This is a genomic window from Romboutsia weinsteinii (genome assembly GCF_002250835.2).
GTDB lineage: Bacteria > Bacillota > Clostridia > Peptostreptococcales > Peptostreptococcaceae > Romboutsia_A > Romboutsia_A weinsteinii.
This window is the reverse complement of record NZ_NOJY02000040.1, coordinates 1-23,335: the sequence shown is the minus strand read 5'-3', so window position 1 is coordinate 23,335 and position 23,335 is coordinate 1. Positions and strand designations below refer to the sequence as shown.

Genomic DNA, 23,335 nt, shown 5'->3' with positions numbered 1-23,335 from the left:
CTAGGCAAGTAAGTTCAATAGCAGAATTATCACTTCCACATGCAGGGTATACAGTATCATATTTCTTAAGAGATATATCTAAATATACTTTTATACTATTTTTAAGTCCAAATGGACATACTCCTCCTATTTGATGCCCTGTAAAGTTGATTACTTCATCTGCAGTTAGCATCTTTGCCTTGTAACCAAATTCACTCTTAAATTTTTTATTATCTACTCTAGATTTTCCTGATGTTACAAGTAATATTGCGCCCTCATCATTTTTAAAAGATAATGTTTTTGCTATCCTATCTGGTTCTACATTTAGTGCCATAGCTGCAAGGTCTACTGTAGCACTGCTTTGCTCAAACTCTAATATTTTATCTTCTATATTAAATTTTCTAAAGTAATTTCTAACATCTTCTATTGCCATTTTTCCACCTCTTTAGTTTGATATATATTAATTCCTTCTACAAATAATATTTCTTTTCCTCTTAAATATTGGGCTATAATTTCTATCTATAATCATATATAATCGACTTATGCTATATTTTATATACCATACTAATAAATTTATAAATAGATTTTAGCTACTTATGTTATAATACAAAGTATAAAGAGGTGGAAAAATGCGAAGAATTATAACTATAAATTCAAACCAATTAGATAGGTCTATTGAGACAAAAAAGCTATTAAGTAAAAAACTTATAGATGCTGGCTTTGACGTATCATATGATTTCCATCCAGATGCAGAACTTGTTATATCTATTGGTGGTGATGGATCTTTTTTAAAGACTATTCATGACTTTGATTTCCCTGAAATACCTATAGTTGGAATAAATACAGGTCATCTTGGATTTTTCCCTGAGATATCTCCTAATGACATTGATATATTTATAGATTCATATTTAAAAAGAGATTATATATTGCAAGATATTCCTTTACTTGAAGCAAGTATATGCACTAAGAAAAATTGCTCTGATGTATTTGCTATAAATGAGGTTGTTGTAAAAGGTGATAAATCTAGAACTATACATCTCAACTTATTGGCTAATGACAAACATATACAAAATCTGAGTGGTGATGGTATGATTGTATCTACTCCTACTGGATCAACTGCATATAATTATGCTGCTGGAGGAAGTATTGTAGATCCAAGCTTAAATTTAATGCAATTAACGCCACTTTATCCAATTAACACTAATGCTTATAGGTGCTTTACATCTAGTATAATTTTTTCTCACGACACTATTATTAAAATTGCGCCTGAGTATAGATTTGAAAATTCTATACTGATTGTTGTAGATGGAATTGAATATAGATTTAGTGAAATCGATAATATACAAATTAAAGTATCTGATGTGAAAATACAACTACTTAGAATGTCAAATTATGAATTCTGGAGTAGGGTTTCTGAGAAATTTTTATAAACTAATCTTAGGAGGATAATATGAAAATAGGAGTAATGAGCGACACTCATGGTAGTTTACTTTATTTTGAAAAAGCTTTAAAGATATTAGAAGATTGTGATGTATTACTACATGGTGGTGATATACTTTACCATGGACCTAGAAATGATATTCCTAAAGGCTATAATCCAAAAGAAGTAATAGCAAGAATTAACGATGTTAAAAATATTCTTATAGCACGTGGTAATTGTGATGCTGATGTTGATCAAATGGTAATCAATCATCCAATACAAAGCCCATATGTAATGAGTCAGTTTGGTGAAATAAGAATCGTTATGACTCACGGATACACAGAATCAAAAGAAGAAGTTATTAAAAATGCTAAAAATATGGGTGCTGATATACTTATACTTGGTCACACTCACGTTAAGGAATTATATTGTGACGAAAATTTAGTTGTTATAAACCCAGGTAGTACTTCTATACCAAAGGATGGTACTCATTCTGTAGCTATTATTGAAATAATTCAATCTGATGATAATGAAGATGAACTTGAATTAGATATTAATTTAATAGATATTAATAGTGGTGAAACTATACATATAAACTCAGAAGAATAATTTAACTCAAAAATCCCTATTGAAGATTTTACTTCGATAGGGATTTTTATATTCTATGCTCTTTTAGCGTAGCTTTCTATTATTTTAACTATTAACTTTGATCCTTTTTCCATAGAACTTACTGGTATACACTCATTTTTGCTATGGAAGTTTAATCCACCTGTAAATATATTTGGACAAGGAAGTCCCATAAATGATAATCTTGCTCCATCAGTACCACCTCTTATAGGAAGCACTAAAGGCTCAATTCCAACTTGTCCCATAGATTCTTTTACTATATCAACTATAAACATAACTGGCTCTACTTTCTCCTTCATATTGAAGTATGAGTCATTTAAATCTAAAGTTATTCTGTTATCATATTTTTCATTAAGCTTTTGTACTACTTCATTCATGTAAGCTTTTCTTTTTTTAAACTTTTCTGTGTCATGATCTCTTATTATGTATTTCATTGATGCATTCTCAACATTTCCATTTAAATCATTTAAATGATAGAATCCTTCGTAGCCTTCTGTTGTTTCTGGTCTTTCATTTGCTGGGAACATATTAGAAATTTCAGCCGCTATATGAAGAGCATTTACCATCTTTCCTTTTGAAGCACCTGGATGTACATTTCTACCTTGAATAGATATTGTAGCTCCAGCTGCATTGAAGTTTTCGTATTGAACTTCTCCTATTATTCCACCATCTATTGTATATGCATATTTTGCACCAAATTTTTCTACATTAAATAAATTTGCACCTCTACCTATTTCTTCATCAGGTGTAAATCCTATTTTTATATCTCCATGCTTTATTTCAGGATTGTTCATTAAGTATTCTATTGCAGTTACTATTTCTGCTATTCCAGCCTTATCATCTGCACCAAGTAAAGTAGTACCATCTGTTACTATTAAATCTTCTCCCTTACAATTTACAAGTTCTGGGTAATCTTTAACAGATGTGATTATGTTTAGTTCTTCATTTAAAACTATGTCTTTTCCGTCATAGTTTTCTATTACTCTAGGTTTAACATTTTTTCCAGTAACATCTGGAGCTGTATCTAAGTGAGATATAAATCCTATTGTATCTACCCCTTCGGTATTTCCTTTTAATGTTGCCATTACATAACTATTCTCATCTACATTTGCATCTTCAATACCTAATGATTTTAACTCTTCAACTAAATACTGTGCAAATACTCTTTGTCCTTCTGTAGATGGACAGTTTTTACTTGCAGGATCTGCTGTTGTATCAAATGTTACGTATTTTAGAAATCTTTCTAATACTTTTTCTCTCATATAAATACCCTCTTTTCCTTATATTTTTTGGTCAAAAAACGTTTATTTAAAGTATTTCTACCTTCTTTAGTATATCATGCATTGCTACAAAACCTAAACAAAAAATTATTCCGATTAGACCTTTTATTTGAACTCCAATAAATATTGCAGCCACTGTAGCCAACGGATTAAGTCCTATATTTACAGAAACTAATTTAGGTTCTAGTATTTGTCTTAACAAAGATAGTCCGACAAATACAATAACTAATCCTATTGATACCACATAGTTTTTTATAGCAAAATAGTATATTATAACAGGTAAATATATCACTATTATTCCTAGAAATGGTATTAAATCAAGAAGTGATCCAATAAATCCCAATATAAATCCATTGGGAACTCCAAATAAACTAAAGCTACCCCAAATCACTAAAAATGTTATTCCCATAAGTATAGTATATGCTTTAATATAACCTACTATAGAGGATATAGCCTCTCTTTTTATATTCTTAACTTTAATTTTTGCATTATCTGTGAATATATTATAAAATCCACCTTCAATTTTATCTATATCCTTTGCTATGAAATATGTAGATATAAATAAAGTTATTGTAAATATCATTATATAAGGTATAGATGTCGCTAAACTTATTACACTTGTAAGTAATCCTTTTGCGACATCTATAATTTCTTTGCTATATCTTGATATTATCTCTTCTATATTAAAGTTTGATACACCTTGAAAATGTTCAATATAGATATTTGCTTTAGTTACAAGGTCTAGTATCATATTATTTATTTCATTGGAATTTTCCATAAGGTTATTTAAAAATTCCATCAAATGCCTTGTCCCCAACATAACTAGAATACTAGTAACTGTAGTTACTAACGCTACGGCTAAGAAACTTAATATTAAAGTAGATATTCCTCTATCTATTCTAAACTTCACCTTTAGCTTTTTAGATATAGGACTAATAATAAAAGCTATTATTCCACCTATCAAAAATGGTGATATATATGCAAATGTCATACTGATTATTATGAATGATATCGTATATAACGCAAAGAAAATACCATTATTTTTTAATCTTAATAAAAAATTTTTATTTAATACAGACATGTATATTATCCCCTTCTTCTATCTATCAATATAATTTAGATTGATTTTTATATAAATAAAACACTGCTATTTGCAGTGTCTTATTTATGTAAAGATTCTAATCTTCTTTATTCTATTTTTATCTATACTTTCTATACATAGTCTTATATTATCAACTTCAACTACTTCATTTTCTTCTGGTATTCTTCTTAAGTGACCTATTATAAATCCACCTATAGAATCAAATTCTTCAGACTCTAATTTAATTCCAATAAGCTCATTTACATCACTAATTTTTGTACCACCTTCGACTACGTACTCATCTTCTTTTATTACTTGTATTTCATCTTCATCTTCATCATATTCGTCATCAATATCTCCAACGATAACTTCAACCAAGTCTTCTATAGTTATAAGACCTGCCGTTCCGCCATATTCATCTACAACTATTGCCATTTGGCTCTTCTCTTTTTTCATTTCTTCAAGAAGCTGTGTTATCTTTTTAAATTCATAAGTGAAGAATGGTTCTCTCGTATAATTATTAACATCAAAGTTTTCTACTTCTTTATCATTTAAGAATATTACATCTTTTATGTTAAGGATACCTATTATATCATCTATTGAATCATTGTATACAGGTAGTCTACTTACTTTTTCATTTTTAAACATTTCTATAATTTCATCATAGTTATCTTCTGAATTTATGGCAATCATATCTAATCTTTGTACCATAGCTTCTTTAGCTTGCATATCACCGAACTGGAATACATTATTTATAATCTGTCTTTCTTCTATTTCAAGTACTCCTTCTTCGTGACTTACATTAACCATAGTTTTTAATTCTTCTTCAGTTATATATGGTTGAGTTCCTTTGTTTTGTATTCCCATTAATTTAAATATTACACCTGTTATTAAGTTAAATATCCACACTATAGGTCTTAATACTGTTATTATTACTTTAATTGGCTTTGCTACCAACAATGCCACTTTTTCAGAATTATTAGCTGCTATAGTTTTTGGTGTAATTTCACCAAATATTAATACTAATATCGTCATTACTGCAGTTGCCACAGGTACACCTTGATCTCCTAGAATAGACATAAATAAAGATGTTGATATAGATGTTGCTGCTATATTCACAACATTATTCCCTACTAGTATACCTCCCAATAGTTTATTAGGATCTTCTATTAGAGAACTTACCAACTTTGCTCCCTTTATTCCTTCTTCTTGCATGTACCTTATTCTTATTTTGCTTAGTGACATTAAAGATGTTTCAGATGCTGAGAAAAACCCTGAACCTATAAGTAGTATCACTAAAATTGCTATTTGAATCAAATTACTGGTCGAATCCAACCTTTACCACACTCCTAAGTATTGTTTTTTAATATTAGTATTAATTATATCATAGATGTATAGTTTTTGGAAATAATAGAATATGTCAAAGATTTATTTTACTTTTACTATTATTCCCTTAATACTATTTTTAAACATCTACTTACTTAATTTTTATCCTTATGAGAAATAAATATATAGTATATATATGTTTTTCTTTATGAAAATATTATATATTTTCATAGTTAATATTACTTCAAAATCACATTAAAGGAGAAAATATTATGAATGATTTATTAGATAAAGGTGCTGTATTACAAAGAGATAAAGAAAGCTATGCAATTGCTCCCCACATACCAGCTGGACTAGTAACATCAGACCAACTTAGAAAGTTGGCTGACGTAGCTGATAAATATAATGTAGCTGCAATTAAAATTACTGCCGCTCAACGTATCGCTCTTGTTGGATTAAAGGAAGAAGATATTGATAGTGCATGGGATGATCTAGGTATGAAACCAGGAGCTGCTATTGGATTATGTGTTCGAAGCATAAAAACTTGTCCTGGTACAACATTCTGTAAAAGAGGATTTAGAGACTCCGTATCTATAGGCCTGAAGTTGGATGATAGATATCATGGTATGAATCTACCAAACAAATTAAAAATCGGAGTTAGTGGATGTCCTAATAGCTGCTCTGACAATCATACTCGTGATATAGGTCTAATGGGCATGCCAAAAGGTTGGACAGTTTTTGTTGGTGGTAAGGGCGGTAAAATGCCTAGACTTGGAGATAGACTATTAATGAATGTCCCTGATGATAAAGTTCTAGAGTTAGTAGATGAAGTTGTTAATGTATATGCTAATAATGCAACTGGAAAAGAGCGTTTAGGTGCATATATTAATAGGATTGGATTTGATGAGTTTGAATCAATGTTTGATTTAGACAAATTTTTACAATAAAAAATAATTTATTTTTTTTTATACTAAAATGTGTCACTTTTTACGGCAAATGCATATGTTATATTAAGAGAAGGAAATAAATTCCTCTCTTAAACATAAAATTTCAAATAATATGTAATAAAACTCCTGTTTAATATTGTAATAAATGATCGGACTATATATAGAAATTTCTTTCCCCCCTAAATGTTTTAAGCCATTTGCATTCCCCCCCTTATGCAAATGGCTACTTTTTTTATAGAAATAGTATAAAAAAATAAAAATGGTTAATACTTATTAATGAGAGCGGAAAAATATACATCTCTCCCCCTAATAAGTATATATAAAATATATGCACCTACAATCTCCCCCTGTAGGTGCATCTTTTTTTAAATATTTTAACTATACTCAACCTGTAATTTTGTTCCATATCCTAATTCATCTTGTGATGCCATTAATCTTATTGGCACTCTACTTTTTAAGCTCTCAATATGACTAATTATACCTATACTAATTGTGTTGTTTGGGAGACTTTCTAATGATTCTATTACTATATTTAACAATGAATCATCTAAAGAACCAAATCCTTCATCTAAGAAAAAGAACTCTACTGGAGACTTTCCTTTTAATTGTATCTGAGATGATAGAGCCAATGCCAGTGCTAAAGATGTTAGGAATATCTCACCTCCAGAAAGAGTATTTACATTTCTAGTCTGTACATTACTAAAATTATCTCTAATCACAAAATCTAAATTTTCATCTATTTCGATAGTATATCTCCCTTTCGTTAAGGGCTCTAATATCTTGGATGCCTCTTTTGATAACTCTTTAAGTTTGCTAGATGCTATATATTCAACAAATCTATTATCTTCTATTGTATTATATATTTCATCTAATAACTTAAGGTCATGCTTAACAATATTAAGTTCTTTGTTTAGATAGCTAACTTTTTCTAAAGATTCCGTTATTGTGTCCAGAGTATTTTGTTTTCCACCTATATATTTTTGTATCTGTGAAATATTTACCTTTAAATTATAAATATTATTTTTTAACTCTTCCAAGTTTTCACTATATACTCTTCTACCAGATAATTTATCCTTAAGAGTTTCTATTTTAGAAGATAATATCCTTTGCTCTTCCTCATACTCAGATACTTCTTCACATAACAATCTTATTTGGTCGGGTTCTAAAATTGATTTTTGTACAATATATATATTCTCAAATTTATAATCTTTTAGTAATTGATTTAGTACTAACTCTTGTTCTCTATATTGTTTTTTTGTATTTTTGATTCTACCTTCTATACTATATTTATCTGCTAGATATCTTTCTAATACAATTCTTTCCTGTTCCAACTTATTTTTAGCATATAGCTCTTTCTTTTCGATTTTTTCTATTTCATATTCTGTATTTTTGTACAGCTCTAGTGTATTTGTACCCTTTGTGATACTAAGTATTTCATTATACTTGTGTTCTTTATTTCTTCTCTTTTCAATTAGCTGTTCTTTATTTTTCATTAGCTCTAATTCTATATTATGAATCTTATTTTCATAATCTTTTATCGCTTTATCTATTTCGTCTCTTTCCTTGCTTGCTATATGGTAGTTAATATTCTTGTCTTCAATTACTTTTTCATTTTTGTTTATTTCTTCAATCTTAGATTTTAAATCTACTATTTTTATGTTAGATTTTAATCTTAAATATTCTTCTTTATATTTTTTATATTTTATTTCTATTTGATCCAATTCTTCCTTTATTTCTTTAACCTGTATTTTATTAGTAGCTATCTTAGATTCATTTTGAATCTCTTCTTTTTCAATCTTAAATAACTCAAGCCTAAAATTATATATGTTATCTTCTGTCTTTAGTTTATCTTTTTCCCACTTTGTTATATTATCTTTTAATACATCTCTAATTCTTATATCTGATTCTAATTTTTTATTAAGTTCACTTGATCTTTCTTGTCCTAGTTTTTGTTTTATATCTTCTAAGTCTTTTACTTTTATTTTTTCTATATATAAAATCCCACTATTTTTTATTTTTAAATCTTCTAAGCTAGATTCAATATTCTTTCTTTCAGATTTTAATTTTTCTAGCTTATCTATAGTAAATTCTATTTTATCATTATTGATATTTTCATTGGTATCTTGATGATGTCTAGATCCACATATAGGACAAGGCATACTGTCCTTTAATTCTTTTTTTAGCATTTGAGCTAAGTTCAAGTACTTTAATCTATCAAGTTCCTTATCTATATCTCTAATATTATTTTGAATATTATTTAGCTTTTCATTACCTACATGTATCTCTCTATCTAACTTATGGTTTTGTTCAAATATTGTATTTAATTCACTTTGGATTATCTCTCTTCTCTTTTCATAATCTTTAATAACATTGATTTTTGATTTTAGATTAGAAATATGTTCACTACTAACAATAATATCTTCAGTGTTTCCAGGTCTTTTCTTTACTAATAACTCATAATGTTCCTTAGCATTATCGAGCTTATCGTTAATAATAATTTTATCTCTTTGAATATATTTGCTTTTTATATTTAATTCATCTAATTCTTTAGATATATTAAATAGTTTTTTTTCTCTGTATTTCTTTTCCTCTTCTGTCCTTTTACATCTCTTCTCATAATCATAGGCCAAAAATATTTTTTGTTTTAAATCTATATCTATATTTAAATTTCTAATATAGTTTTCTAAGTCATTAATATTTTTTGTTAACCTTTCTCTATTTCCAACAAGATCTTCTTTTACTGATTCAAGATAGCCTTTATCTTTTTCTAAAATAATATTTCTTCGATTTATATCCTTAATATCTTTTTCTATAACTTCTAAACTTTCCTCTAGCTTAAATGCCCTTTGTATTTTAATTTTTTCTTCGCTTAGTCTTGGTACTTTTTCATTTTTTTCTTTATAAGTTTCTTCATAATTTGCTTTAGTTATAAGAAGTTCTTGACTTAAAATATTTATTTTTTTTTCTATTTCATCTATGTTAGACTTGTCCTCTATTATTTGCTTTTCTAAGCCCTGTACTCTATTTATATATGGATGTACCTTACCTGCATTAATAGCATTTTCTAATTGACTGGTCTTAAACTTTATGTTTTTTTCTTTATTATCTAACTCTTTTTTTCTAATTTCATTCTTTTCTAATTTCTGCTGTATCTGATATATTTCCTTACTGTCTTCATATATTTGCTGAGCTTGCTGTAGTTCTTTATTTTTTTCTCTTTCTTCTATTTTATATATTTCTAATGATTTCAAGGTATCACTATATAAGCTTTCTGTTATTTCCTCATATTGACTTAACTTAGAAGTTAGACTATTTAGCTCTTTACCCTTTTTGTCTTTTCTATCTTTTACCTTATTAATTAACTTTGTTCCATACCTTTCAAGGTTGAATATTCTTTCAAGCATAAATCTTCTTTCCATGCCTGTTAACCTTAAAAATTCATCAAACTTACTTTGAGGCAATACTATAGACCTTGTGAAATCACTTTCAGTTAGCCCAACTATTTGCACTATATGTTTGTTTACCCCATCTATATTGTTGCATAGAATTATTTGTTTTCCATCATTTTGAACTTGAAATAATCTTGCACTTAACGTTGCTATCTTAGAATCATCTTTTATGAAAACTCTGTCTACAATATATCTTCGCCTAGTGTTTTTGTTTCCTATTTCAAACTCATAGTATATTACTGATTTATTGCATTCGCTATTAATGTACTCATTATTTTCTCTAGGCATATTACCATACAACGCAATGATTATAGCATCCAATATTGTAGATTTACCACTACCTGTATTTCCAAAGATTCCAAATAAACCTTTGCTAGTCAGTTCTTCAAAGTCAATTGTCTGTTTTTCAATATAACTATTTAGCCCACTTAACTCTAGTCTAATTGGTCTCATTGTTCAGGTCTCCTTCTTCACTTAGTATATCTAAAAATAAGTCCATAAGCTCGCCCTTTGGTTCATTATTATTGTTAAGTTTATAAAATGATTTAAATAATTTTCCCATAGATTTTTCTTCTATATCAGTCTCATGTTCTTCATGATTATAAGAAACCATTATAGGCCTTATCTCAATAATACCTTTTAAAAGTTTTCTCATTCTTATAATGTCTTTGGATTCTATAGGTTCATTGGTTTTGACCTCAAAATATGACCAAATATCACGATCTTTGTTATCTTCACATTTTCTTAGAGCATCTTTTATTCCACTGCATTCAAAGACTTCTATAGGTTTATAATTCTTTAAATATATTTGACTTATCTGTGGATCTGAACCTATTTCTATATCAACTATATATAAGCTTTTTTTATCTTTACTTTCTTTGTTGTACTGGATTGGAGATCCACTATAATAAGCATTCATATTTTGTGATACCTTTTGTGCATTATGTAAATGACCTAGAGCAATATATTGAGCTTTATTTGGTAGATCCTTCTTATCAATCACTATACATCCACCAATCTTTGGACTTCTCTCAGAGTCTATATTCTCAGGTGTATTTATACAAATATGCCCCACTGCTATATTTATACTATCATCTTTAAATTTTTCTTCTACGGTGTCTGATATTTTAGTTTTTTTCGATGTATTATTTTTACCATATGTATAATATAAATCTATAACTGTTACTTTTTCATTATTAATATTTAGCTTTATACATCCCTCTTTATAGCTTACTATGCTAAATCCATTGTATTTAACTTTATTATCTATAATAGATATATTATCTAGAACTATTATGCCTTGCTCTTTAGATAAACACTCTGCTACAGTAAGTCTATCTATATTATCATGATCTCCTGGTACTATTAATACGCATCTTGAGCCATTATTAGCAAGCTTTGAAACTGTATCATAAAACAATTTCAAAGCTCCTAATGATGGTTCATAGTTATCAAATATATCTCCAGCGATTATTACCATATCTACATTATTTTTATTTACTATATTTATAAACTCTTCACAAAACTGTTCTTGCTCTTTAAGTCTTGAATTACCACTAATTGCTTTTCCTAGATGCCAATCTGATGTATGGATAAATCTCATTTTTATCCTCCTTTAAATTTGCATTTTTCTAACAAGGTACCTCTTCATCTATTCCAAATAAATATATATACTTTTCTTTTACGTCTTTTCCTGTAAGATTTTCAAGTACATCTTTGTATAAATCTAACTGTTTCTTGTATTTTAATACTACTTCCTCTTTATTATCGTCATTAACAAAGTCAGTTTTATAATCTAAAAGTACTATTTTACCATCCTCTTCGAAATATGTATCTATTATCCCTCTTAACATTATGCTCTCTTCATCATAAATCTCAGAATTATCTTCATTTAATAAATCTTCATATATATATACATCTTTCATTTTTATTTGAGCATATATTGCCTGTTCTCTTTTTATAAATTCTGCATTTAGCATTCTTTTTCCTATATTTGATTTAAAAAATTTATATATTTTAAAAGGATTTATAACACTAGATTGTTTTTCTGTCATTATTCCTTTACTTATAAATTCTTTTATTTGTAAGTTAATATCATCTATAGTATTTATTCTAGTTAAATCTAATATTTCCATTATTAAATGTACAATAGTACCTCTTTCGGCAGCACTTATTTTATCCTTTTCTTCAATCTTTTGAAGGAACAATGGCTTCTTTAGGTTAACTTTAGTATTAAATATCTCTTTTGAATAATCTTCTTCATGATTATTTTGTATTTTCTTTATTTCTGTAACTGAAATACTTGACGGCTTATTTACACTTACTTCATATGGGTATTTATAATCAAGTTTGTCTTTAATATCATTGTAGTAAGTACTGTCTAATTCATTAATATCTATCTTCTCTAATATTTCTTCTATACTTTCTTTCTCTTCATCTTCTTTAGTTTCTAATACTACATCTTCTTTATACCATATCTTGCCTATCCATTTTGACTTATGATCTTCTACATGTTCTATATCTAAGTCTATGGATTCTCTCATACTATTTAGATCCTTATGCTTTATTACGGATGGCATTATCCAATCTAAGAAGTTTTTCCCCTTAAGAACTTCATATTGCGAAACAGTACTTGAACCATCTATTCCACTAGACCATTTCTTCATACTAGTTTCTATATCCTTAGTTGAACCTGTAATTATTAATTTTTCTTTTGGTCTTGTAAAAGCAACGTATAATACTCTCATTTCCTCTGATAAATTTTCTAAATTAATCCTAGTTTTTAAGGCTTCCTTTGCTATACTTGGGAATGATATTCTTCTGTGGTAATCTACCAGCTGAGGTCCATATCCTAACCTATGGTGATAGAGTATATTTTTCTTAAAATCTTGTGTATTAAAGTTTTTCCCCATACCTGAACATATTACTACAGGGAATTCTAATCCTTTACTCTTATGTATACTCATAATCCTAACTACATTCGCATTCTCTCCAAGTGTCTTCGCACTTCCCATATCTGTACTGGATTTTTTTAATTTACCTATAAAGTTTATAAAGTTAAATATTCCTTTGAAGCTTGTCTCCTCGTATTGTTTGGCTCTTTCAAATAATATTTTTAAGTTAGCTTGCCTTTGACTTCCTGCTGGTAGCGCACCTACATATGCATAATATCCAGTTTTTGTATAAAGGTACCATAAAAATTCATCTGTACTCATATACAATGACTTTTCTTTGTATTCTTTTATTCTCTCTAAAAAATCTATACACTTTTCATGGCACTCATCTGGATCTTCAAAATCACGCTTGGCATAGTCTTCTAAAGATTCATAGAAGCTTTTGTTTTTATCTTCTAGCCTTATATCAATAAGTTCTTCTGGTGTAAGTCCAAATATAGGAGATTTTAATAATGCTAGTACAGGTATATCTTGCATTGGATTATCTATTACTTGAAGTAGTGATAATATAGTTTTTATTTCTATAGTATCAAAATACCCTACGCCTATATCTGCATATGTCGGAATATCCATATTCATAAGTTCATCAGCAAATACAGGTGCCCATGCAGATGTTGCTCTTAGTAAGATTACTATATCTTTAAATTCTACAGTTCTGTATTCATCTGTTTTCTTGTCATATACTTTATAAGTTTTTCCATCTTCATTTACAGTCATTAAATCTTTAATTATTTTTCCAACCATTCTAGCTTCTAATTGTATATTATCTATTTCTTCTTGCTCTACTTCTTCATTATCACTGTCAGGCTCACTATTATTTTTATTTGACTTTTGGATTATATGTATTTCTGTAGGTCCTCCTACAATGGTGTTTTCATCTTCGTTTTCTTTAAAGCTTGCACCAAGATTAAGTCTTTCATTTTCTGTATACTCAATCTCACCTATATTTTTACTCATTACATTTTCAAATATATAATTTGCACAATCAACTACTTCTGCTCTACTTCTAAAGTTTTTATAAAGCATTATCTTTCTATATAAGCTACCTTCTTTACTATCGTAGTCATTATATTTCTGCAAAAATATTTCAGGTTTAGCCTGTCTAAATCTATAGATACTTTGCTTAACATCCCCAACCATAAATCTATTTGGAGTCTGTATCTTTGCAATAGTGCTAAGTAAAACCTCTTGTACTAAGTTACTATCTTGATATTCATCTATAAATATCTCATAGAATTTATCTCTATATCCTATTGCTATGTCAGAAGGTATTACGTTGCCATCTTCATCTTCCATTGTTAGTATTTTTAAAGCAAAGTGTTCTATATCATTAAAGTCGATTATTCCCTTATCTCTTTTTTTATTGTCATAGGCTTTTTCAAATTTTAGTATTGTGTCTGAAATAGATTTAACTATTGGATAAAGATATTTAATTTCATCATTTATATATTCATTTTTTTTATAGAAAGTAGATGATATTATTCCTTCTAAAGATTTTTTAGCCTTATCTCTAATTGACTTAGCTGTATCTTTTGCTTCTTTTATATAAGATGGTGCATCTTTAGCTATCCTTTTTACACCTTTTACATAATTCTCAAATTCCATAGTAGACATATACATGTATGCATCATCCCAAGACTTGTTACATGCCTCTACAATTCTAACTATTTTATTATATTCACTTCTTAACTTTTCTGTAAAAGTATCTAATTCATCAATGCCCTCAACCTGGCTTAAAGCCTTTCTCATACTTACTTCTATTCCATTTACTTCTATCCTAACAGTATCTAATATTGATTGTGCCCATATTGACTCTGAAAAATTAAAATCATCACTTATATTAAAAATTTCAACTGATTCATCTAACCATTGCTTCGGATAAGGTGAAGCCATAGCAAATGAATATATACTAAGAATTATATTTTGAAGTTCATTATCACCTCTTTTTTCCGCATAACTTTCAACTAAGTTTAGAAATCCTTCATCCTTGGCTTCGTAAAGTTCTTCAAAAACATCATCTATAGCTTCCATTTTTAATAATGAACACTCTGTCTGATCACCGATTCTAAAGTTAGGATCTAAATTAATTTTATGGAAATTTGATTTTATAACCTCTAAACAAAACGAGTGAATTGTTGTTATACTAGCTTTATTTAGTAATACTAGCTGGTTCTGTAGGTGCTTGTTTTCAGGATTTTTATCTAATGCCTTACCTATTGCATCTCCGACCCTCTCTCTCATTTCTGAAGCAGCGGCATTTGTAAATGTAACTACTAATAATTTATCTATATCTATAGGATTACTTTTATCCGTTATCATCTGTATAATACGCTCAACTAGTACTGCTGTTTTACCTGATCCCGCTGCAGCCGCTACTAATAAGTTACAATTTCTACTATCTATAACTGCCTGTTGTTCTGTAGTCCATTTAGGAGAACTCATTACTCAACATCTCCCTTCATCATCTTAATTATTTCATCACTTTTTTTATCATTTAAAATCTTGTATTTATTATCTTTCAAAGTTGTATCAAACTGACATATTCCAGAGTAGTTACAGAAATCACACGAAGTTCCATTTTTATTTTTATATGGAGCTATCATTATATTTCCACCAACCATATCTTCGCATATATCCTTTATCGTGTGTTTTACATACTTTCTTATTACTTCAAACTCTTCGTATGTCACCCCTGATGTATTCTTCCCAATACCTCCATCTTTAGTTAGATTAGCAGGTATAACTAAGGATGAAGTTCTATCTCCATCAGCTAGTGACTTGTCCATTTCTTTTATTATCTTAGAATCTTTGATTACCAGCCCCTTCATTCTAAGATCTTTAAGTATTGCTTCTCTTACTTCTTCATCATCTTTATCTTCATTAAACTTTGCAATAGGGTCATCTATTCGACTGTATAATATTGCAGCTGGACTTAGATTCGTCTGAATGTTTTTATTGCTTTCTAATATAGCATCTAGATAAACTAATAGCTGTAACTGTAACCCATAATAAATGTCCGTTAAGCTAATTGATTTATTGCCTGATTTATAATCTACTATCCTAATATATTTATTTTCACCATCATCAAACTCATCAACCCTATCTATTTGACCAATTAAATTTATTTCTTCTCCATTTTGTAATACTATCTTTATTGGTGGATATTTAGCCTTTATTCCAAATTCTACTTCATAATCCATTGGCTCAAATGAGCCCTGCTTTATCTGCTCACTAATTATGTTTATAGCTGCAATAAGCATATTTTTTAATCTATGTGCAAGATATTTGTATCTTTCTGAACTTTCTAATATGTATCCTGGTATTTTAGATACTATTTCATCAACTATTTCTGATACTCTAGATCTTATGTAATTACTATCTATATCTCTCCAGTTTAAATTATCTTTTGATAGAGATTTTGAAAATTGATCTAGTATATTATGTATGAATGTACCTAAGTCTGGTGCTGTAAAAGAGTATTCTTTTCTTTCTTTTGCCTTTAGTCCATATTGAATAAAATATGCAAATGGACATGCTGAATATTTTTCAAGCCTTGATACACTTAGTAAGTTATTCTGGTATAAGCTTTTTATCTTCTCTTCTTCAACCTTGTTAACTTGATTTGTATAGCTTAATCCTTTTATTACTTTTTTAGCCATATGCTTGTAATCTTCATCATTTATAAAGTATCTATACACATCCAACCATACATTATTTATTTCCTTTCCTTCATCAAACTCTTTTATTGCATTTATAAGTTCATTAAAAGTTGGTGCTTTTACAGTTATTTGTTCTAATATCTCTTCGTCAGTTTTGTTCTCTTCTTCTACTAAATAACTTATATTATCAATATTGGGAAATATTTTCTTTAATCTAGATACTATAACTGATGGTCTAAGTGTTTTCCCTTCATGGTCTGAAATTGGATAAGTTACAATTAGGTTTTCACATGTCGAAGTAAGCGCTTTATATACTAAGAATTGTTCTTCAAATGTTTTAGTATTACTATCGATATCTACTTCTACTCCAGCTTTTCCTAAGCTACTTCTATCATTATCACTTAGAATACCACTATCTTTTGCTATAAGTGGGAATACTCCATCTATAGTTCCTATTAAGTAAAGATGTTTTGTATTAGGGTTTTTCATTCTATCTACACTACTTACAAGTACTTGATCTATACTTGGTGGAACTAACCCTAATTCATATTCATCAAATCCAAGGCTTATAAGCTTCATAAATTTATCTAAAGTTATTTGCTCATCGCCCATTATTTCCACCATTTGATCGAAAATATCTACTACTATATTCCACACTTGAGAGTATTGATTAGCTATATCTAGCTCCCCTTTATCATTAAAATTAATTATAAGATTTTCTATAGTTGTAGGCATATCTATATCAATTAAGAACTCATATACTGACTTACAAATATCTTCAACTTTATTCTTACCTTTTATTTTCTCTTGTAATTTTACTATAGGCTTTATTACTCTATTTTTTATATCATTTATTCTTTCTTTTAGTTCTTTATCATAATCACTTTCATCTATAGAATAATTATTATTTACTCTATATTCCCATCTCTCTTCAAACCATCTTTTGCCACTTATACCATTGGCCAGAACATAGTTTTCAAGTACACTTATATCATCATTTTCAATACCAATTAGACCACTTTTTAAATATCTAAACATAGTCTCATAACTATATCTTCTATTTCTCATTTCAAGAGCACTTAATATTAATACAATTATTGGGTTACTTTTAGCTTCTCTTTTTTTATCAATAAAATTTGGAATTTCATATTCATTAAATATAGAATGAACTAAGAAATCATATTTATTTAAATCTCTAGTTGCTATAGTTATATCTCTATATCTAGCTTTTTTATCTCTTACCAATGACACAATTTCTCTAGCAATTTCCTCAACCTCAGAATATAAATTATTAAATTCTTTAATTTTTATATGTTTAGTATCTTCTTCATATGATTTATAAGGATATGCATTATAATACCTTTCTAGATGTTGCAGTTCCTTATTATCTCCAAATCTCTTAATATTTCCTTGATTTAAATTAATTCCCGGCAGTATGTTTATGTTCTCTTCATTACAAAGCCTAGTCAGTTTATCATATGTAAACTTAGTTCTTGAAAATGCATCCGCTTTGTTATACCTTAAAGAATTTACGTTATCTACCGTAAGAGACACACATACTTCCTTAGCTTTATGTAGTATACTTCTAAGAACCTTATATTGATTTGGTGTAAATCCCGTAAATTCATCTATATAAATATAGGCACCATCAAAATAATTACTATCTATTAATTTATCAGATAATGAATTAAGCATATCTTGAGAATCTACATATTTCTCATGAAGATTAGCTTCAAACTCTTTATAAATTTTACTAATATCTTTTAACTTTAGACTCAAAGTTTCATTATCTATCTCTGCTGAAGTATGTTCTAGCATCTCTGAACTTATATTGTATTGTTTTAATTCCGATATCATCTCAGAAATAGAACTTACAAAACCTGATTGTGATGCTGATTTAGAAAATATATTAAGTTCTGAGCTTACATTTTCTATTGCCTTATATGTCATCATAGCCTTTCCACTAGAATTAATATTTACATCTGTTAATCCTCCAACATGAGAAAAGACTATATTACTCATAGTCTTAAAACTTAATACTCTCGCTCTTAAAAACTTATCCTTTTCTTCACCTAAGAATAATTTACTCATTCTTTTTTCCATCTCAAATGTATATTGCTCTGGAACTAAAACTATAACGGGAGTAGTCTCATTGCTTTGTACCACTCTTTTAACTTCTTCTAGTATATGAGCCGTTTTACCACTACCGCTTCTACCTAGCACAAATTTAAGTCCCATAAATCTCATCCTCCAAAATACTATAGTGAACCTCTTCTCCATTACATAGTTTATTAAACTCGCAGAATTTACAATGATTTTTATTTTTTGTTAATCTTAAACCATTGCTTATAGGCTCTTTATCTCTCTCATATTCAGTTCTCTTAATATCATTTATAAAAGTATTTATTTTATTTTTATTATTTTCATGTTTTTTATTATTGTATGTTATAGTGACAGGCTCATTATCAAACTCAGGTTGATAATACTTCATTTTTATATCTTCAGATTCTATACTCATATTGTGTATCCTTGGAATAATTTCTCTTGCCAAAAACATATACATCACTGTTTGCATTCTATTTTCAACATTCTTATAATCTAGTTTTCTGGATTCTGTTTTCCAATCCCATATCTCTATACTATTTTTTCCTAATACTACTAAATCATACTTAGCTTGTAAATAATCACCATTCATATTGTATCTAAGTTCATATTCTGGTAAATATACTTTATCTTCTTCTATAGGAATTAATTTTTTAATCTTTTCTATCCAGATAATAAATTTAGATGGTACATTATCATATGAACCTATAGATATATTGCTAAAATACCTTTCACATAACAAGTGAAAATCTCGTCCTAGCTTTAGATTTTCATAATAATCTCTACTATCTATATCATTATTTTTCCAATTTATCCTATCTATATATTTATACTTAAATTTTGTTGGACAAGACTTATATGTATTTATTGAGTTCTGACTATAGCAAAAATACTTTAGCTTTTTATTCAACTAATATCACCTCTTCCTTTTCTGTGCTATAAGTTTATTAAGTTCATTTAAGTATATACATGGTTTTTGTTCTTTATTTTTTTTACCAACTTCAGATTCATCCTTGTACGAACTCCCTGATAAAATTAACATTTCTTTTGCTCTAGTTATCCCGACATACAGAAGTCTTATTTTCTCATTTATTAAATCTATCTTTGTCTTATATGCATAATTTGTTTCTATATCTCCAGTTAGAATATTATTTATTTCTGCACTTATAATTGCTATAGGATTTTTATACTTTTCTTTTAAGTACCACTTATCACATTGAAATTTTTGAGTTATATTATCAGGAAAATTATATTCAACTAATCCTAATAGAAATACACAGTCCCACTCCATCCCCTTAGATTTATGGTAGTTACATATGGTTATTGCTCCTGGCTTAGGTTCATAACCATTTATTTCATAGACTACATCTATAATATGAGAAAATACTTTATTTTTTATATCAAATAAAATATTATAAACATCTTTTAATGTAATATAAATATTTTCTATAGACATGTATTTTATATAAAAAGCTACATAATCTACCACCGCTTTATCTTCTTTCTCTAAGCTTAATTTTTGGCCAATAAACAAAACCAGTATATCCAGTCTCTCTGTAGGATATTCTAAAATTTCTCTTAAGACTTTGATTCCTCTTATATAACTTTTATATAAATCATTATCCATATCAATTATTAATGAGGTATAGATAGACTCATCATATATAATCTCTTCAGTGTTATATTTTCTAACACATTCCAGCAAATCAATTTTACCTAATTCATTATCCGTATGTATAAATACTTTATCTAAGGTTAATATCAGCTTTTCTATATCATCACAGTTTAATAAAAAATCTATTATATATCCTATATTATTCAGTACTTTCCTTTTGCTAGAAGAGTTTGGACCTAGCTCATCAAATTCTAATCCATGCTCAGTAAGCTCTTTAGCAATTTGTGTTATTTGTTCATTATATGGTACTAATATGCCTATACTTTTATCCGGGTACCTTTTCTTTATGCCTTTTGTAAATCTTACGGTTTCTTCAATTTCTTTTTTCCAAGATTCATACCACTTAATATTAATATTGTAGTTATCTGTAGTTGGATTTTCCTTATAGTTCATACCTGTAGGTACAGTTTTTATTTCCATATGTTCTAGTGCATCTCTACAATCTTCTTGCCTAAATTCACTAGTAACATATTCTACTAGTCTATTGGCTAAGTCAATTATATCCTTTGAACTTCTATTAGACATGTTCATCCTATATGTATTATTGCTAGATTCTATAAATTCTTTGAAGTATTTCGGATCAGAAGAAGAAAATGTACCTGTTATACTTTGATTTATATCTCCTACTCTTACTAAATTATTATTTTCTTCACAAATAATTTTTATTATTTCACCTTGTATCTGATTTGAATCTTGACACTCATCCTCAAAAACATATTTATATCTATTTTGAAACTTAGCTCTTAAATCTTCATCTACAGTCAGAGCTTTATGTGCAAGTATTAATATATCATCATAATCTAGTAAACCATGCTGTTTTAACTTTAAATCGTATTGCCTATATATAGGACGTATAATATTAAGCATACCTTTATGTCCGTTAGAAATTATATTTTCTAATTTTTCAGGCGATATATTTTTATACTTTAATTCACTAATAGCATTTCCTACTAAATCATAAAATCCCTTTTCCCAAGCATCAAGAGTTATATCTCTCCATCTCTCTTCTTTTTGCTCTTTAAGAAACCATCTAAATGCCTTTTCTCCACCATGTAGCCTAAAGTTATTTATACACTCATTTAAAATAATACTCTTTTGTAAATCATCCGCTATACTAAATTCTTCATTTAACATTACAACTTCAGGCTTTTCCTTTATTATTTTTACTGCTAAGCTGTGTATTGTCATTATCTCATAAGAGTTTTCTTCTTTAATTTTATTTTCCTCAAGAATACTTTTTATTCTACCTTTAAAATTGTTAACAGCACTATTCATATAAGTAAGTATTAGTATCTTTGATCCTGCATGCTTATTTTCCATTAAAAGTTTTGCCACTAAATTCGTAACTATAAATGTTTTTCCAGCCCCTGGTACTGCTGGAACAGCCATAGTTCCACCTTCGTATTTTATTATAGGTATCTGATCCTCCCTATAATTTATTTTATTCATTACTATTCCCCCTCTTATCTACGAGCTTTAATAGTAAGCTATATAATATACTCTCCTGTATATAGCCATTAACAGTGTATTCACTTTTATATGCATATACACTCTTAGCACTCAACAATATATTATATATCATATTATTTAAATAATACTTCTTGTAACCTTCTTCCATAGCATCTGTATATATCTTCTTTTCATCAAATGATTTTCTTAAAACTACCACATTACTTATTTCTTTTTCTATTTTCATGTTCCAAGCATTACTACCTATATCAATCCACATCTGTATTGGTCTATTAATATTTGATGATAAATATGTATAAGGTGTAGTTATTATTATATTGTCTCCTTCTTTTAATTCTTCTAACTCATAGTTAGAATGAAAATCTTTAATAGTACTTTTTAAAGCCTCTATAAATATTTTTTCTTTTTCTTTTGTTTTATCAAGATTTAATAAATCTATATTTTCAGTAAATGATTCACTCTCATTAATAATTTTCTTACATATAGATACTTGCTTCTTTCCTTCTTTTAAATTAAGCATCTTATCTATATAAAATTGTATAAGAAACTCATGTATTTTAATATTTCCATTTCTTTTTTCTTCTATATATTCTATTAACTTTTTATACTCTGCACTTTCATCTCTATTTTTAAATATTTTAAATGCTTGAATTCTATTTTTCTGTAATATAATCTCAATAAAACTTACTAGATCTTCATCTTTTATAAGGTCTAAATATCCATAAAATAAGCAACTTGCTACAACCAATGCATTTGAGTACGGATGATCAATTGTCTTATTATCTTTTTTCGTATTAAATACATTAATTTGATTGTAAGATAATATATTACTAATTTGATAATCTAAAACTGTATTGCTAACTGGTGATATTATTGCAATATTTTTGGCTTCTTCTCCATTATGAATTAATTCTACAATCTTACTACAAACTTCTTCAATCATCTCGCTGTATAATTGTATAGACTGGTTTAAATTAATAGTTGCAGGTATTGAATATAGATCTTCTATTGAAATACCTGAGTATCCAATTTCTGATATATTTTTTTCATCCATTAATTTTGATTTTTTTATAATTTTCTCTCTGATATAATCCATATCAATATTATTAAATACAGAGTAATCTCTACTTTCATTTAAATATATATATGTGTCTTCTGTGTAATCTGATATCTTATCAATAAAATCTATTTCTGCAACGCTACAAAGTTCTAGTGAATCAACAATTAAGAATTTTACTTCCTTTGATTTATTTTTAATATACTCATCATGATTTAATAAATAATTATTATATAGATATACACTAAGCGAATTATCAACCATTGAGTTTGATAGCAATGTATATATACTGTCTCTTATACACATCT

The 23,335-nt window shown here is 27.9% G+C and carries 14 protein-coding genes; 3 read left to right on the top strand and 11 right to left on the bottom strand.

Annotation, left to right across the window (positions count from 1 at the left end):
• Window positions 1-412, bottom strand: a 412-nt coding sequence (locus CHL78_RS15620; RefSeq protein WP_147295834.1) for a YbaK/EbsC family protein, incomplete at its 3' end; no start/stop codon positions are given.
• 196 nt (window positions 413-608) lie between these two features.
• Here CHL78_RS15620 and CHL78_RS15615 point away from each other — a divergent pair.
• A complete protein-coding gene (locus CHL78_RS15615) occupies window positions 609-1,409 on the top strand; it encodes an NAD(+)/NADH kinase (RefSeq protein WP_094367163.1) in 801 nt (266 codons plus the stop codon).
• 20 nt (window positions 1,410-1,429) lie between these two features.
• On the top strand, window positions 1,430-2,008 hold the full coding sequence (gene yfcE / locus CHL78_RS15610; protein ID WP_094367162.1) for a phosphodiesterase: 579 nt from the start codon (window positions 1,430-1,432) through the stop codon (window positions 2,006-2,008).
• A gap of 53 nt (window positions 2,009-2,061) precedes the next feature.
• Here yfcE and pepT read toward each other — a convergent pair whose 3' ends face one another.
• The 3 genes from pepT to CHL78_RS15595 all read right to left on the bottom strand — a co-directional run bounded on the left by pepT (window position 2,062) and on the right by CHL78_RS15595 (window position 5,722).
• A complete protein-coding gene (gene pepT, locus CHL78_RS15605) occupies window positions 2,062-3,288 on the bottom strand; it encodes a peptidase T (RefSeq protein ID WP_094367161.1) in 1,227 nt (408 codons plus the stop codon).
• Between the two features lie 46 nt (window positions 3,289-3,334).
• A complete protein-coding gene (gene ytvI, locus CHL78_RS15600; protein WP_094367160.1) occupies window positions 3,335-4,387 on the bottom strand; it encodes a sporulation integral membrane protein YtvI in 1,053 nt (350 codons plus the stop codon).
• A gap of 84 nt (window positions 4,388-4,471) precedes the next feature.
• Entirely contained in the window at window positions 4,472-5,722 is a 1,251-nt protein-coding gene (locus tag CHL78_RS15595; protein WP_094367159.1) for an HlyC/CorC family transporter, read from the bottom strand.
• A 263-nt stretch (window positions 5,723-5,985) separates the two neighbouring features.
• On the opposite strand from CHL78_RS15595, the gene CHL78_RS15590 reads away from it, so the two are divergent.
• A complete protein-coding gene (locus tag CHL78_RS15590; RefSeq protein ID WP_330408643.1) occupies window positions 5,986-6,660 on the top strand; it encodes a nitrite/sulfite reductase domain-containing protein in 675 nt (224 codons plus the stop codon).
• A gap of 374 nt (window positions 6,661-7,034) precedes the next feature.
• On the opposite strand, the gene CHL78_RS15585 is transcribed toward CHL78_RS15590, so the two are convergent.
• The 7 genes from CHL78_RS15585 to CHL78_RS20830 all read right to left on the bottom strand — a co-directional run.
• The gene (locus tag CHL78_RS15585; protein WP_094369283.1) at window positions 7,035-10,562 is read right to left on the bottom strand and encodes an AAA family ATPase; all 3,528 of its coding nucleotides are present in this window, start codon (window positions 10,560-10,562) and stop codon (window positions 7,035-7,037) included.
• Complete coding sequence (locus CHL78_RS15580) at window positions 10,549-11,712, bottom strand: exonuclease SbcCD subunit D (RefSeq protein ID WP_094369284.1); 1,164 nt, start codon at window positions 11,710-11,712, stop codon at window positions 10,549-10,551. The genes CHL78_RS15585 and CHL78_RS15580 overlap by 14 nt, the downstream gene beginning before the upstream one ends.
• 28 nt (window positions 11,713-11,740) lie before the next feature.
• A complete protein-coding gene (addA, locus tag CHL78_RS15575) occupies window positions 11,741-15,505 on the bottom strand; it encodes a helicase-exonuclease AddAB subunit AddA (protein ID WP_094369285.1) in 3,765 nt (1,254 codons plus the stop codon).
• The gene (addB, locus tag CHL78_RS15570) at window positions 15,505-18,960 is read right to left on the bottom strand and encodes a helicase-exonuclease AddAB subunit AddB (RefSeq protein WP_094369286.1); all 3,456 of its coding nucleotides are present in this window, start codon (window positions 18,958-18,960) and stop codon (window positions 15,505-15,507) included. Before addB ends, addA begins: the two co-directional genes overlap by 1 nt.
• Window positions 18,950-19,735, bottom strand: coding sequence for a PD-(D/E)XK nuclease family protein (locus CHL78_RS15565; protein ID WP_094369287.1), 786 nt, complete (start codon window positions 19,733-19,735; stop codon window positions 18,950-18,952). The genes addB and CHL78_RS15565 overlap by 11 nt, the downstream gene beginning before the upstream one ends.
• A 6-nt stretch (window positions 19,736-19,741) precedes the next feature.
• Window positions 19,742-21,949 carry an ATP-dependent helicase gene (locus CHL78_RS15560; protein WP_094369288.1) on the bottom strand — a complete coding sequence of 736 codons (2,208 nt, stop codon included), beginning with the start codon at window positions 21,947-21,949 and terminating at the stop codon, window positions 19,742-19,744.
• The coding region (locus CHL78_RS20830) for a hypothetical protein (protein ID WP_116041558.1) at window positions 21,942-23,335 on the bottom strand (1,394 nt) is incomplete at its 5' end. The genes CHL78_RS15560 and CHL78_RS20830, both read right to left, overlap by 8 nt.